This window comes from Streptomyces sp. NPDC006235 (assembly GCF_040613735.1).
In the GTDB taxonomy this organism is placed as follows: Bacteria; Actinomycetota; Actinomycetes; order Streptomycetales; family Streptomycetaceae; genus Streptomyces.
This window is the reverse complement of the sequence record NZ_JBEXSR010000002.1, coordinates 200191-214400: the sequence shown is the minus strand read 5'-3', so window position 1 is coordinate 214400 and position 14210 is coordinate 200191. Positions and strand designations below refer to the sequence as shown.

The window sequence follows — 14210 nt, the reverse complement described above, 5'->3', positions numbered from 1 at the left end:
CGCCCGGCGAGTGCCCGGAACGCGATCAGCGGGTCTGCCGATATCGGCAGACCCGCTGATCGACTCTGTCGGGACGACAGGATTTGAACCTGCGACCCCTTGACCCCCAGTCAAGTGCGCTACCAAGCTGCGCCACGTCCCGTTGCCCGTCTGACCTGGGGATTCCCCCGGCCGAACGTGCAGGGAAACAATACCGCACTCGCGCCGGTGATCGCGCATCCGTTTCCGGGGGCCGAGATGAGCAGCGGTCCGTCGGGGTGAGGGGTCACTCCACCGCCGGGAGGCCCAGCCGGGGATGCGCCTCCAGGAGCCGGGTCGGGGCCGCCTGGCGCCAGGAGTCGGCCAGGATGTCCCGCAGTTCGCCCTCGCCCTCCAGCGCGTCGAGCCGGACCCGCACCCAGGCGAACTGGGCCTCGTGGTCGGCGATCCAGAACTTCCCCGGCTCGGCGAGCACCAGTTCGTCCCGCTCCTCCTTGGGGCAGCGCACGGCGATGGACGTCTCGTCCTCCGGCAGCGTGGCGAACATCTTTCCCGCGACCCGGAACGTGGGCATGCTCCAGGCGATCTTCTCCGTCGTGTCCGGCAGGGACAGGGCGATACGTCGTACGTCTTCGGCATCCGGCATGGCAGGCACGGTAGCGGCTGCCACTGACAATCACCTGGTGAGAGCGGTTGCCGGTACGCGCTTGTAGTAGATCGTCGTCGGGCGCAGCTCCCCGTCGGGGCTGGCCGCGTAGTCGGGGATCGCGCCGATCGCGGTCCAGCCGGCCGACCGGTACAGCCGCTCGGCGGGGCTGCCGCTCTCGGTGTCCAGGTGCAGGAGCGTGACGCCGGCCTCCGCGGCGGCGCCCTCCGCCGTGGTCAGGAGCCCGCGTCCGAGGCCACGACCGCGGGCGTCGCGGTGCACCATGAGCTTGACGAGCTCGGCGCGGTGACGGCTGTTCGGCTTGGCGGGGAAGGCCAGGCTCACCGTGCCCAGCACCCGGCCCCCGTCGTACGCCGCCCACACGGCGAGCCGTCCCGCTGCCACGTCGGCGGCCCGTTCCTCCCACCAGGCGAGCGCCTCCGCGCGGTCGAGCGGCGCGAGGAAGCCGACCGAGGCACCGCCGTTCACGGTGTCGGTCAACAGGTCCGCCAATGCCCCGGCGGAGCGGAGCAGTTGAGCCTCGTCCAGACGGATCACGGCCGCACCACCGCCAGCAGGTACCGGACGCCCTCGGGAGCGGCACACCGGAACCGGGTCGGGCCCCACACGCGCATGCGCAGGCAGTCACCGGCGCCGAGGTGGTGTTCGGTGCTCTCCACCGTCACGTCGAGGGCCCCTTCCAGGACCCAGATGTGCTGCTCCAGGCCGGTGACGGGCGGACGGTCGTAGGCGATGTCGGCGCCGGGTGCGAGGCGGACCTCGACGAGTTCGCCGCGCAGGGCGGGATGCGGCGGTGACACGGACCGCCGTACGAAGCCGGAGGCCTGGTCCTGCCAGACCGGCTGATCGGCGGCCCGCAGCACGGGTGCCGGTTCGGCCTCGACCTCGCTGAGCAGCTGGGACATGGTCCGCCCGTAGACGGCACACAGGCGGTTCAGGAGGGAGGCCGTGGGGCTGATCTCCGCCCGCTCGGCCCGGGAGAGGGTGGAGCGGCTCACTCCGCTGCGGTCCGCCAACTCGCCCAGGGAGTAGCCGTGTTCGGTCCGCAGCTCGGCCAGGCGGGCGCCCAGCCGGGTATCGATCGCGCCTGTGTCGTCACTTCTCACATATGGGACGGTATCCCGGATATGAGACGGCCCGGTTACGGAGTCCTCACACCTGGGCCGCCGCGCCGAGTGCGTCCAGCACCGGGCGGATCAGGGGATGCTCCTCGGCCCCCCGGCGCACCGCGGCGAAGACCCGCCGGGTGGGCGCCGTACCGTCGACCGGGCGGACGACCACCCCGGCGAGATCCATGCCGCGCAGCGCCGAGCGCGGCACGAGGGCGACGCCCGCGTCGGCGGAGGCGAGGGCGACGACCGCGCGGAAGTCGTCCGAGGAGTGCTCCATGCGGGGCTGGAAGCCGGCGTTCTCGCAGGCCAGGACCACCACATCGTGGCAGGGGTTACCGGGGTACGGGCCGATCCACGCGTCCTTGGCCAGTTCGGCGAGCGGAACCTCCGCCGCGTCGGCCAGGCGGTGGGTGACCGGGACGACCGCGTCGAAGGGCTCGGCGTACAGCGGTACGTGGGTCAGCCGCGGGTCGTCGGCGGGCGGGGCGCCCCGGTACTCGACGGCGACGGCGACGTCGACCTGCCGGTCCAGCACCATCGGCAGGCTCGCGTCGCCCTCGGCATCCTGGACGCAGATGCGGATCCCGGGCGCCGACTCGGTGAGGCGGGCCACCGCGGGCGCGACGACCAGCGCGATGCCGGTCGCGAAGGAGGCGACCGTGACGGTCCCGGCCGCTCCCGAACTGTAGGCGGCCAACTCGGCCTCGGCGCGCTCCAGTTGGGCGAGGACCGCGTTGGCGTGGCTGAGCAGGATCTCGCCGGCGGCGGTGAGGCGTACGCCCTTGGCGCCGCGCTCGACGAGCCGGTGCCCGGTCTCCTGTTCCAGCGCGGCGAGCTGCTGGGACACAGCCGACGGGGTCAGGTACAGCGCGGCGGCAGCCGCCGTCACCGTACGGTGGTCGGCCACCGCACGGAGGATGTGGAGCCGCCGCGCTTCGATCATGCGATCGATTCTCTCAGGTCGGTGAGGGTCTCAGCCCCCAGCTCCGCCCGGGCCGCCACGAAGGCGTCCACCGCCCGGTTCACGTCCTCCGCGGAGTGCGCGGCCGACAGCTGGACGCGGATCCGGGCCTGGCCCTGCGGCACCACCGGGTACGAGAAGCCGATCACGTAGACGCCGCGCTCCAGCAGCAGCTCCGCCATGCGCCCGGCGACCGCCGCGTCCCCGATCATCACCGGGGCGATGGGGTGGTCGCCGGGGAGGACGTCGAAGCCCGCCTCGGTCATGCGGCCGCGGAAGAGGGCCGTGTTCTCCGCGAGCCGGACGCGCAGATCGTCCGCCGACTCCAGCAGGTCGAGGACCTTGAGGGAGGCCGCCGCGATCACCGGGGCGAGCGTGTTGGAGAAGAGGTACGGACGGGAGCGCTGGCGCAGCAGGGCGACGATCTCGGCACGGGCGGCGACATAGCCGCCGGAGGCACCACCGAGCGCCTTGCCGAGGGTGCCGGTGATGATGTCGACGCGGTCCATGACGCCGTGCAGCTCGGGCGTGCCGCGGCCGCCGGGGCCGACGAAGCCGACGGCGTGCGAGTCGTCGACCATGACCATCGCGTCGTAGCGGTCGGCGAGGTCGCAGATCTCGCGCAGCGGGGCCACGTAGCCGTCCATGGAGAAGACGCCGTCGGTGACGATCAGGCGGCGGCGCGCGTCGGAGGCCTCCTTGAGTCGGGCCTCCAGCTCGGCGAGGTCGCGGTTGGCGTAGCGAAGGCGGCGGGCCTTGGACAGCCGGATGCCGTCGATGATCGACGCATGGTTGAGCGCGTCGGAGATGACCGCGTCCTCGGGGCCGAGCAGCGTCTCGAACACGCCGCCGTTGGCGTCGAAGCAGGAGGAGTACAGGATCGTGTCCTCCTGGCCGAGGAACGCCGACAGCCGCGCCTCCAGTTCCTTGTGCACCTCCTGGGTGCCGCAGATGAAGCGGACGGAGGCCATGCCGTAGCCCCAGCGGTCCAAGGCCTCGTGGGCGGCGGCGACGACCTCGGGGTGGTCGGCGAGGCCGAGGTAGTTGTTGGCGCAGAAGTTGAGGACCTCGCCCGGCCGGCCGCCCGCGGTGACGTTCACGGTGGCGGACTGCGGGCTGCCGATCACGCGCTCGGGCTTGTGCAGTCCGGCGGCGCGGATCTCGTCGAGGGTGGCGCGCAGGTCGTCGCGCACGGAGTCGAACATGAGGGCTCCTGAAGTGCTTGGCGGTGAGGGGGGGTTACGCGGTCCAGTCGAGGATGACCTTGCCGCCGCGGCCGCTCGCCGCGTCGGCGAACGCCGCCTCGAAGTCGCGGAAGCCGTACCGGCCGGTGATCACGGGCGCGAGGTCGAGGCCGCCTTCCAGCAGCACGGACATCGCGTACCAGGTCTCGAACATCTCGCGGCCGTAGATGCCCTTGATCGTGATCATCGAGGTGACGATCCGGGCCCAGTCGACGGGGAACTCCTGCGCGGGCAGGCCGAGCATCGCGATCCGGCCGCCGTGCGTCATGTTGGCGATCATGTCCCGCATGGCCTCGGGGCGGCCGGACATCTCCAGGCCGATGTCGAAGCCCTCGCGCAGGCCGAGCGTGCGCTGCCCGTCGGCGATGGTGGCGTCCGCGACATTGAGCGCGAGGCTGACCCCGATCTTGCGGGCCAGGTCCAGCCGCTCCTCGCTGACGTCGGTGATCATGACGTTGCGGGCTCCGGCGTGCCGGGCCACGGCGGCGGCCATCAGACCGATCGGGCCCGCGCCGGTGATCAGCACGTCCTCGCCGACGAGCGGGAACGACAGCGCGGTGTGCACGGCGTTGCCGAACGGGTCGAAGATCGCGGCCACGTCGAGGTCGACGGGCACCCGGTGCACCCAGACGTTGGCGGCGGGCAGGACGATGTACTCCGCGAACGCCCCGTCCCGGCCCACGCCCAGCCCGATGGTGGCCCGGCACAGATGACGACGCCCGGCCTGACAGTTGCGGCACTTGCCGCACACCAGGTGGCCTTCGCCGCTCACCCGGTCGCCGACGGCGATGTCGATGACGTTCCGCCCGGTCCCGACGACCTCGCCGACGAACTCGTGCCCGACCACGAGCGGGGTGCGGATCGCCTGCCGCGCCCAGCCGTCCCAGGCCCTGATGTGCAGGTCGGTGCCGCAGATGCCGGTGCGCAGCACCTTGATCAGTACGTCACCCGGCCCGACGGCGGGCTCGGGGACGTCCGCCAGCCACAGCCCGGGTTCCGCCTTCTGTTTGACCAGCGCCTTCACCGCTACGGCTCCTGAGGGTGAGTCCCGGCTCCGGGCATGCCGAAGGAGCCCCTGGGCCGGGAGAGGAGTGGGATCGCACAGCAATCTGCCGTACGCCGGCCGCACCGGTCCATCGAGGTTTTCTTAAGCGCCGCCTCAGCTTTCCTTCACGCCCCCTGCGTGACCTGCGCAACGCGGGCGTGTCAGTAGGGCAGCATGCCGTCCCGGCCCTCCAGCTGTGCGACGAGCTGCGCGGCGTGTTCCTTGATGGCCGTCAGGCCCGGCTTTCCCCACGGCCGGGGCCCGACGTCGGCGACGCTGACCGTGCCCAGCACCAGGCCCGTACCGTCGATGAGCGGTGCTCCCAGATAGGAGCGGATACCGAACTCGTCGACCACCGGATTGCCTGCGAACCGCGGATAGTCGTGGACGTCCTCCAGGACCAGGGCCTTGCGTCGCGCCACCACATGGGGGCAGAAGCCATGGTCGCGGGGCAGAGTACGGCCCACCCGGGGGCTGGTGCCGTCGCTGCGCACCACCGGCGCGACGGCCGGCACGGACAGGCCCGCGTAGAACTGGCCCCGCTCGTCCGGGAAGTTGACCATGGCGTACGGCGCCCCGGTGAGCTCGGCGAGACCGTGCGCGAAGGCGTCGAGTGCGGGTTCGGGGCGCTCCCCCAGACCCAGCAGGCGCAGTCGGCCGGCGCGGGCGGGGGCCTCCTTGTCCTCGGGTGTGAGCAGCAGACGACCGGCCGGGCGCGGCGGGTCGTAGCTCATGGGCGTCCTCCCGGACTGTGGGCATGCGTCATATACGGGCTCCTGAGGTGTTGGAGGATCACATGTGGGCGCCATACCCGGTCGTGGGAGCAACCGGCGCATGGGCGATGAGGTGGCGCACGAGGGTCAGCAGGGTCTGGACCCCGGAGCTGGAGATCCGGGCGTCACAGCACACGACGGGGATCTCGTCGGACAGGTCGAGGGCAGCGCGCACCTCCCCCGGGTCGTAGCGGTAGGCGCCGTCGAACTCGTTGACGGCGACGATGAAGCCGAGGCCGCGTTGTTCGAAGAAGTCGACGGCCGCGAAACACTCCTCCAGGCGGCGGGTGTCGGCGAGGATGACCGCCCCGAGCGCGCCCTCGCACAACTCGTCCCACATGAACCAGAACCGCTCCTGTCCGGGGGTTCCGAACAGGTACAGCACGTGTTTCGGGTCGAGCGTGATGCGGCCGAAGTCCATGGCCACGGTCGTCTCGACCTTGTTCTCGATGCCGTCGAGGTTGTCGGTCGCGGCACTGACGGTGGTGAGCAGTTCCTCCGTGCTGAGCGGCGCGATCTCGCTGACCGCGCCGACGAAGGTCGTCTTGCCCACGCCGAACCCGCCCGCCACCAGGATCTTGAGGGCGGTGGGGAACGGATCGCCGCCGTGGCCGGAAGCGTCGGCGTAGTCAGAGCTGTCGTCGTAGTCCATCGAGCACTGCCTCCAGAAGGGCCCGGTCCGTCGGGTTGTGGTGGAACGCGGGGGGCTTGGTGGTCAGCGCCCCGCAGTCGACGAGGTCCGCCAGCAGCACCTTGGTGACGGCCACCGGCAGCTTCAGATGGGCGGCGACCTCCGCGACGGCGACGGGCACACTGCACCGCTCGAGTGCCTGCGCGTGCTCGGGGCCGAGGTAGCCCAGGGGGGTCGCCCCGGTGGCCATCACCTGCGACATGAGGTCGAGCGCGACGGTGGGACGGGTGCGGCCGTTGCTGACCGTGAACGGGCGCACCAGCCGCCCGGCCGCGTCGTCGAGCCAGGGCCCGTCACCGGCCGCCGCCACGCTCAAGGCCTCATCGCCGGGGATTCGACGGACTGCTGGCGTGGAGCGGTGACCAGGTACGGGCGGACGCTCTTGACCAGCATCGCCATCTCGTAGCCGAGGACGGCCGCGTCGGCCTCGCGGCCGGCGAGCACGGCAAGACAGGTGCCGGAGCCGGCGGTGGTGACGAACAGCAGGGTCGACGCGAGTTCGACCACGACCTGCCGGACGTCGCCGCCGTCGCCGAAGCGGACGCCGGCGCTGCGGCCGAGGGAGTACAGGCCGGAGGCCAGGGCGGCCATGTGGTCGGCACTGTCCGGGTCGAGGCCGTGCACGGACTTCACGAGCCCGTCGCAGGACAGGAGCACCGCGGCGCTCGTGTGCGGTACGCGCTGCACGAGGCCGCTCATCAGCCAGTCGAGATCGGATACATGGGCGGTCGGCGCATCGCTCGCCATGGTGGATCGACTCCTTGAGGTACGAAGGTCTGCGGGAGCGCTGGGGGTGGAGGTGGAAACGTGGGTGGAAAGGGGGGTGGTCATCCGGCGGGTGCACTCCCGTCCTGCCGGGTGGTGGTGGTGTGGTCGGGGCGGGACGCGGTCACACCGTCCCGCACGCCGCGCGCCTCGGTCAGGCGGGCCGCGTCCACGGTGGGGAGGGACTCGGTGTGCACCGGCTCCATGGGGATCGGGTCCCGGTGTGCGGGCTCCCTATGTGTGGGCTCGTTGTGTGCGAGCTCCCTGTGGAGCGGCGTCACGTGGGCCGACTCCATATGTGTCGACCCCATGGGTGCCGGCTCCGTGTGCGTCGGCTCTGTGTGCGTCGACGGGGCCGTGTGCGTCGACGGGGCCGTGTCGCCCCACTCCATGTTCCCGGCCTCCATGTGCTGTTGGGCCTCGGCGAGGCTGATGCCGCGCTGGAAGGCGGCCATCAGGCCGGGATCGTGGCCGACGAGGAGCTCGGGTTCCTGGCGCGGCGTGGGAGCGTCGCGCAACTGGGGGGCGATGTGTTCCTGGGCACGGCGGCGGGGCAGTTGGGGCTTGCCCATGGTGCCGCGCACCGTGCCGTTGCGCGGGGTGGGCGGCGATGTCACGTTCTCGGCGAGCATGCGCCGGTCGTCGGGGCTGATCCCGGGCCTCGCCTCGGCCGGATTGGGCCGCCCCCGATGGGTCCCGCGCACGGGCAGGGGCGCAGGCCGGCCGCTCTGGGGGCTTCCGCCCGAGGCCCGTTCGGCCTCCTGCTGGTGCGCCCGGGACGCGCCGGCGGTCTGCGGCACCGACGGCAACGCTTCGGAGGCGGCACCCGACCCGGACGAGAACCCGTAGACCGCCGAGACTCCTGACACGGCCCCCTCGGCTCGGGACGACCCCCTCCTGGACACGGCTCCGGACTCGGGCCCGCTCCCGCCTGAGTCTCCAGCCCCGCCCGCGGACTGCCCGAGCCGGCCGAGTTGCCCGGCCTGTCCATGCTGCCGGGTCTGCCGCAGCGGTACGGCCGGACGATCCTGACCGCCCGCCCCGCCCTCGGCCTGCCCGGTGCGCCCGGGCTCGCCCACCTCGGCCCCCAGCAGCGCCTGCGGCACGACGAGCACCGCCTGCACTCCGCCGTAGATGTTGCTCTGGAGGCGGACGGTGATGCCGTGCCGCCGCGCCAGCTGCGAGACGACGAACAACCCGATGCGGCCGTCCGCGAGGAGCCGGGCGACGTTCACCTGGTCCGGGTCGGCGAGCAGGGCGTTCATCCGCGTCTGCTCCTCCAGCGGCATGCCCAGTCCACGGTCCTCGACCTCGACGGCGAGCCCGGAGGTGACGAGGTTGGCGCGCAGCAGCACCTGGGTGTGCGGGGCGGAGAACACCGTGGCGTTCTCGACGAGTTCGGCCAGCAGGTGAATGACGTCGGCCACGGCGTGTCCGCGCAGGGTGCCGTCGATCGGCGGCACGAGCTTGACCCGCGAGTACTGCTCGACCTCGGCGATGGCGGAGCGCAGCACCTCGGTCATGGAGACCGGGTTGCTCCACTGGCGGCGGGAGACGGCCCCGCCGAGCACGGCGAGGTTCTCGGCGTGGCGGCGGATGCGGGTGGCGAGGTGGTCGACGTGGAAGAGCCCCTTGAGCAGGTCGGGGTCCTCCATCTCGTTCTCCAGCTCGTCGAGGATGGAGATCTCGCGGTGCACGAGCGACTGCAGGCGCCGGGCGAGGTTGACGAACACCTCGAGCTTCTGTTCGCTGCCCGCCTGGCTGGAGAGCTGTGACGCCTGGACGACGGCGGTGACGGCGCCGTCGTGCGCGCGGGTCAGGTCGGCGGAGAGCAGTTCGAAGTCGTCGGCGCCCTCTGCGGGGCCGCCGCGTGGGCTGCCCTGCGGGCCGGGCTGCGGCGGAACGTCGCCGCGGCGCAGCGCCTCGACCAGGGCGCGCAGGTCGGCCTCGCGCCGCGCGGTGGTGCGGCGCAGGACGCCGATGCGGTCGTGCACGGACCGGGCGGCCCGGTTGGCGGCCACCGCGGCGACGACGATGCCGACGAGGGTCACCGAGACCGCGCCGGAGAGCACGGCCCACAGCGTCGGCCCAGGCCGGGCCCCGGTGGACCGGACGGTGAAGAGGACGGCGGCACAGCCGCTGAGGGCGACGGCGACGGGCGGCAGCACGGCGAGACGCAGCAGCTGGGGCCGTATATGGGTCTCGGGCAGCGCGGGTGCGGTGCGGCCGGCCGGCCGCCCGTGCCGCCCGCCCTCACGGCGGTCTGCGCGTGCGGCCGGGGCGCGGAGGTGAGACATCGGTGTCCTCGTACTGGTCCGTCGGTCCTGGGTGCCAGGGGGGCTTGCGATGGTGCGACCGGGCTCACGCGGCCGCTTCCGCACGCCCCGGGCCGCCCGCTCGGGCCCGTCCGGCTCCCGCCCGGCACCGCCGGGTCCGGAGTCCGTGTGCTGCCCGGGCCCGGATGCGGCCACTACGGCGGCTCCCGTCCCGGCGTCGGTCCTGCGCGGGCAGCGGGGATCCCCCTCGCGTCGACTCCCTCGTCCGCCATGCGCCTGCACGTACCGGTCCCCACTCCCTGATCCGTCTGTTTCCCGACGGACACTGACAGTAGTCGTCAGCGCATCATGTGCGGTGGGCAGTTGACAAACTCATACGGTGAGCGTCCCGCTCTGGTATGAGGTCTCGTACGACAGACCGATAACTCCCTCACCTCTGCGAACACGAACGGAAACAGTTCGATCCGACCTGGTCAGAAGTGGTCACACCGACACGGCGAGGGCTGGGGAGCCTGTGACTCCCCGGCCCTCGCCGTCGATCCCCCGCTCGCTCCGGCTCAGCCCGTCGGAAGCGTTTCCAGGTCCTCCGTACCCTTCGCCGCCCTGCCGTCACCGTCACTCACCGTATCGGCCTGGGCCACGGCTGCCGCGTTCGACGTGGTCTTGATAGCGGCGTCGGCGAGGGCTTCGCCGGCCGCAAAACCACCCGCCGGGGCGAGCGCCACTCCGCGCCGCCACAGCTCGGAAGGGACGGTCCCGGCCGTGGACTCGAAGGGCTCGCCCCGCAGGGCAGGGCGATCCGGGCGCGGATGACCCTGCTCCGTCCGGGCGAATTTGACCTACTGTCAGGCGCTCTCTTTACTTGCTTCGACATTTTGAAGATCGCGTGAAGTTGGGGCGGGGGAAGTGCGCATACGTAGACACAATGCGTCGGTAGGTCGAAGAAGACGCAGATCCCGGGGGATCTCATACCTGGCAGCCGAGTTCACGGCCTTGACCCTGGTGGTGTCCTTGCCGACGCTGACGACCGCCGCGGCCACGGAGCAGACGGCGACGCAGTCCGTCGAGAGCGGCACGAGCACGCACTCCAGCGCGACAGCCAGGGCCCTGGAGACAGGCGAGCAGGTCGAAGTCACCGGCGAGCGAACCGAGTACTCGACCACCCTGGCCAACCCGGACGGGACGTACACGCTGACGCAGTCCGCGGTACCGCAGCGCGTCAAGGGGGCCCAGGGCCAGTGGCAGGAGGCCGATGCCACATTGGTCAAGCGTGCGGATGGAACCGTGGGTCCCAGATCCGCCGTAGTGGACCTGTCGTTCTCCGGTGGCGGCGACGGCGCGGGTCTGATCAAGCTCGGTGACGAGCGGGGCAGCGTACGCCTCGGCTGGTCGGGCGAGTTGCCGGAACCGAGGCTGGACGGCGCGAAGGCCGTCTACCCCGAGGTCTTTGACGGGGTGGACCTGGAGCTGACCGCCACCGCCGAGGGCTACCGCGAGGTGCTCGTGGTCAAGTCCGCCAAGGCCGCGGCCAATCCGGCGCTCGAGCACATCAAGCTGACCGCCACGGCCACCGATCTGCACATCGTGGAGGGCGCGGGCGGCGGCCTGCGTGCCCTGGACCAGGACGGCAACGCCGTCTTTCGGGGGCCGGCCGGGCAGATGTGGGACTCCGCCGGCCAGGACGGGGGCACGGGCACGCAGTTGCTGTCCGCCACCGCGACGGAGCCGGCCCCTGACGCCCCGGCCGAGGAGGGCACCCAGCCCGGCGCCGGCGACACCAGCGCCGTCATGCCGGTGCACGTCGACGACCGGACGGTGTCCGTCAAGCCGGACCTCGGCTTGCTGCGCGGTGAAGAAACGGTTTACCCCGTGTACATCGACCCCTCGGTCGGTCTCGGGAGGTCGGAGCGGACCGTGCTGTCCTCCGACGGCGACAAGTTCTGGCAGTTCAACGGCGACTACGGCGTCGGCCGGTGCAGCGTGTCCGGGCCGTACTACTGCGGCAACAACTACACGAACCGCATGCTCTTCGAGTTCTCGCCGTCGAAGCTGGCGGGCAAGTACGTCCTCGACGCCACGTTCCGCGCGTACGAGACCTGGTCGTTCTCCTGTGACCCCAAGTGGGTGGACCTGGAGCGCACCGACAACATCACCGAGGGGACCCGCTGGCCGGGCCCGCCCCAGCTCGACCAGATGGGCGACCGGCACGTATCGGCGGGGCGCGGCGGTAACTGCACGCCTGACCAGCCTGATGCGTGGGTCGAGTTCAACGACAACCCGGAGGAGTCGGACGAGAACCTCGCGTCGACGGTGCGTAAGTTCGCCGACGGCAAGATCCACCGGCTCACCTTCATGCTGCGGGCCAAGGACGAGGGCGACCCCTCGGCGTGGAAGCGGTTCGACGACAACGCCGAGCTCAAGGTCAACTACGCCTACAAGCCGGGCGTGCCCACCGATGTCGGCGTCATCCCTGGGGACGGCACCACCGCCTACTGCAAGACGTCCTCCTCCGATCCGCTGATCGTGACCCGGATCGACCCGATGGTGCAGGCGCGGGTGCAGACCCAGGTGGAGCACAACGCGGGTGACGAAGAGGGCTCGCTGCAGGCCGAGTACATCGTCGAGCGCGGTGACGACGCCGCCTGGCACCAGGTGTGGTCGGACTACCGGCCGGACTCCGGCTGGGCCCCGGACGGCACCCTGGAGAAGATGCGCACGACCAACCGTGCGGACGGCGGCCTGTACCGGCTCAAGGCGCGCACGCAGTCGCACTGGTCGTACGGCGGCAAGTCAGGTGATCTCTTCTCGTCGTATTCCAAGTGGTGCTACTTCAAGATCGACTCGACGGCGCCCAAGGCCCCGGTGATCACCTCGGGCAGCCCGTACACCGCGTGCACCACCAACCTGTGCGAGGGCAAGGGCGGACCGGGCGTCCCCGGCAGCTTCACCTTCAAGCCCAACGCGGCGGACAAGGACATCGCCGGCTACCGCTGGCGGCTGCTCACCACCTCCGCGAAGGAGACCAGGACGGTCACCGGCTCCACAGTCACCGTGCCGAACGTGACGCCGTCGCTCTCTGGCACCCAGGTGCTGTCGGTGGAGGCCAAGGACGTACGCAGCCGGTGGGGCGCCCCTGCCGAGTTCACCTTCAAGGTCGCCCCCGCCTCCGGCCCCTCCGGTACCTGGCACTTCGACGACGGCGCCCCGGACTCGGGCGTGACTCTCGCCAAGGACACCGCGACCGAGGGCACACGGCACGACGCGACGCTCTACACCGCCGGTGCGGGCTGGTCGGCGCTGGCCCGGCGCGGTGACGCGGACTACTCGCTGTGGATGGACAGCACGGTCCCCGAGAACCAGAAGGCGTACGCGGCCACGGCCGCCCCGGCCGTGAACACGAAGGACTCCTTCACCCTTTCGGCGTGGGCCTATCTGACGGACGCCTCGCAGAACCGTGTGGTGCTCGCGGCCCCGGGGGCCAACGCCTCGGCGTTCACCCTCTATTACTCCGCCGCGTACAAGAAGTGGGTGTTCAACCGGACCGCCGCTGACGTCAAGGACGGCCAGACCTATCTCCGGTCGCTCTCCGACACCGGTGAGCCGCCGGTGAAGGTGTGGACGCACTTGGCGGGTGTCTTCGACACCCAAGGCGACACGGACAAGACCAACGACACCATCCAACTGTTCGTCAACGGCCGCCCGCAGGGCAAGCCGGTCGTGCTCACCTCGCTGTCGACCGCGTACACGCCGTGGGTGTCCACCGGCGGCCTGCAGTTCGGCCGCTCGCTGGTGGGCGGTACCTACGGGGAGAACTTCCGCGGCCGTCTCGACGAGGTGTCCGTGTGGCAGCGGGCGCTGACCGCGGACGAGGTCACCGAGCAGGCACAGCTGACGGAGAACGGCATTCCCCTGCACGAGCTGGTGGCGCACTGGGACGCCGCGGCGTCCACGGCCACCGAGATCAAGGAGCTGACCTCGTATCCGGCCGGTCCGATGAAGCTGTCGGCCTCGGGCGCGGTCCTCGACACGGAGAACGACGCCCTGGTCCTGGACGGCACGGCCGGCTACGCCTCGGCGACCGGACCGGTCGCCGACGAGTCCGGCTCCTTCACCGCCACCGCACGGGTGCGGCTCGACTCCGTGAAGCTCGCGGCCAAGCCCGTCGGCTACCAGGCCCAGGTGGCCGGGCAGCAGGCGAGCGGCGGAGAGTCCTCGTGGGCACTGTGGGTCGTCAAGCCCGCCGACGACGTCTACCAGTGGAAGTTCACCCGCACCGCGCTCGGCGCCGACGGCAAGGTCACCCAGAGCGCCGAGGTGCCCGGGGGTGACATCGCCGAGGTCGACACCTGGGTGCAGGTCACCGGCGTCTTCGACGCTCAGGAGGCCTGGGAGTGGACCGATGCCGACGACGGGTCCACAGCGACCAAGTACGGCAAACTCCACCTGTACGTGGGCGAGTTCGACCAGCCCACGGAGGGTGACGCCGGGTTCACCGCACCTCAGCAGGGCGCCGGCGCGATCACCGCGGGCCGAGGCAGCAAGAGCGGCAGCACCGGGCATCACTTGCCCGGTTCCCTGGAGGAAGTGCGCGTCTGGACGGGCGCGATGAGCGCCGACCAGATCAGCTCACAGGTACTGGGCGCGAACACGCTCTGACGCTTCTGCCGTGCCGGGCCCGGGAGGTGATGCCCGGGCCC

At 71.4% G+C, this 14210-nt stretch carries 13 protein-coding genes and 1 tRNA gene; 1 reads left to right on the top strand and 13 read right to left on the bottom strand.

Features of this window, described 5'->3' with window-relative positions:
- Window positions 1-68 precede the first annotated feature (68 nt).
- The 13 genes from ABZ192_RS03130 to ABZ192_RS03070 all read right to left on the bottom strand — a co-directional run bounded on the left by ABZ192_RS03130 (window position 69) and on the right by ABZ192_RS03070 (window position 10238).
- Window positions 69-142, bottom strand: a tRNA-Pro gene (locus ABZ192_RS03130).
- 123 nt (window positions 143-265) lie between these two features.
- Window positions 266-625 carry an MmcQ/YjbR family DNA-binding protein gene (locus ABZ192_RS03125; protein ID WP_356922769.1) on the bottom strand — a complete coding sequence of 120 codons (360 nt, stop codon included), beginning with the start codon at window positions 623-625 and terminating at the stop codon, window positions 266-268.
- Window positions 626-655: 30 nt separating this feature from the next.
- Window positions 656-1183: a GNAT family N-acetyltransferase gene (locus ABZ192_RS03120; RefSeq protein ID WP_356922768.1), complete on the bottom strand. Its 528-nt coding sequence runs from the start codon at window positions 1181-1183 to the stop codon at window positions 656-658.
- Entirely contained in the window at window positions 1180-1752 is a 573-nt protein-coding gene (locus tag ABZ192_RS03115) for an XRE family transcriptional regulator (protein ID WP_356922767.1), read from the bottom strand. Before ABZ192_RS03115 ends, ABZ192_RS03120 begins: the two co-directional genes overlap by 4 nt.
- Window positions 1753-1798: 46 nt before the next feature.
- Window positions 1799-2701, bottom strand: coding sequence for a LysR family transcriptional regulator (locus tag ABZ192_RS03110; RefSeq protein WP_356922766.1), 903 nt, complete (start codon window positions 2699-2701; stop codon window positions 1799-1801).
- Entirely contained in the window at window positions 2698-3924 is a 1227-nt protein-coding gene (locus tag ABZ192_RS03105) for a glycine C-acetyltransferase (RefSeq protein ID WP_356922765.1), read from the bottom strand. The genes ABZ192_RS03110 and ABZ192_RS03105 overlap by 4 nt, the downstream gene beginning before the upstream one ends.
- A 34-nt stretch (window positions 3925-3958) precedes the next feature.
- Window positions 3959-4987 (bottom strand): L-threonine 3-dehydrogenase, encoded by a 1029-nt coding sequence (tdh, locus tag ABZ192_RS03100; protein WP_356922764.1) that lies wholly within the window; start codon window positions 4985-4987, stop codon window positions 3959-3961.
- 182 nt (window positions 4988-5169) lie between these two features.
- Window positions 5170-5742 (bottom strand): GAF domain-containing protein, encoded by a 573-nt coding sequence (locus ABZ192_RS03095; RefSeq protein ID WP_356922763.1) that lies wholly within the window; start codon window positions 5740-5742, stop codon window positions 5170-5172.
- 58 nt (window positions 5743-5800) lie between these two features.
- A complete protein-coding gene (locus tag ABZ192_RS03090; RefSeq protein WP_356922762.1) occupies window positions 5801-6433 on the bottom strand; it encodes an ATP/GTP-binding protein in 633 nt (210 codons plus the stop codon).
- Complete coding sequence (locus ABZ192_RS03085; protein ID WP_010044672.1) at window positions 6411-6782, bottom strand: DUF742 domain-containing protein; 372 nt, start codon at window positions 6780-6782, stop codon at window positions 6411-6413. The genes ABZ192_RS03090 and ABZ192_RS03085 overlap by 23 nt, the downstream gene beginning before the upstream one ends.
- Window positions 6783-6784: 2 nt before the next feature.
- The gene (locus ABZ192_RS03080; protein WP_086564018.1) at window positions 6785-7219 is read right to left on the bottom strand and encodes a roadblock/LC7 domain-containing protein; all 435 of its coding nucleotides are present in this window, start codon (window positions 7217-7219) and stop codon (window positions 6785-6787) included.
- A gap of 80 nt (window positions 7220-7299) precedes the next feature.
- Window positions 7300-9534 carry an ATP-binding protein gene (locus ABZ192_RS03075; protein WP_356922761.1) on the bottom strand — a complete coding sequence of 745 codons (2235 nt, stop codon included), beginning with the start codon at window positions 9532-9534 and terminating at the stop codon, window positions 7300-7302.
- A gap of 536 nt (window positions 9535-10070) precedes the next feature.
- Window positions 10071-10238 carry a hypothetical protein gene (locus ABZ192_RS03070; protein ID WP_356922760.1) on the bottom strand — a complete coding sequence of 56 codons (168 nt, stop codon included), beginning with the start codon at window positions 10236-10238 and terminating at the stop codon, window positions 10071-10073.
- A gap of 1297 nt (window positions 10239-11535) precedes the next feature.
- On the opposite strand from ABZ192_RS03070, the gene ABZ192_RS03065 reads away from it, so the two are divergent.
- Window positions 11536-14169, top strand: a complete 2634-nt coding sequence (locus ABZ192_RS03065; RefSeq protein WP_356922961.1) for a LamG domain-containing protein — start codon at window positions 11536-11538, stop codon at window positions 14167-14169.
- Window positions 14170-14210 lie beyond the last annotated feature (41 nt).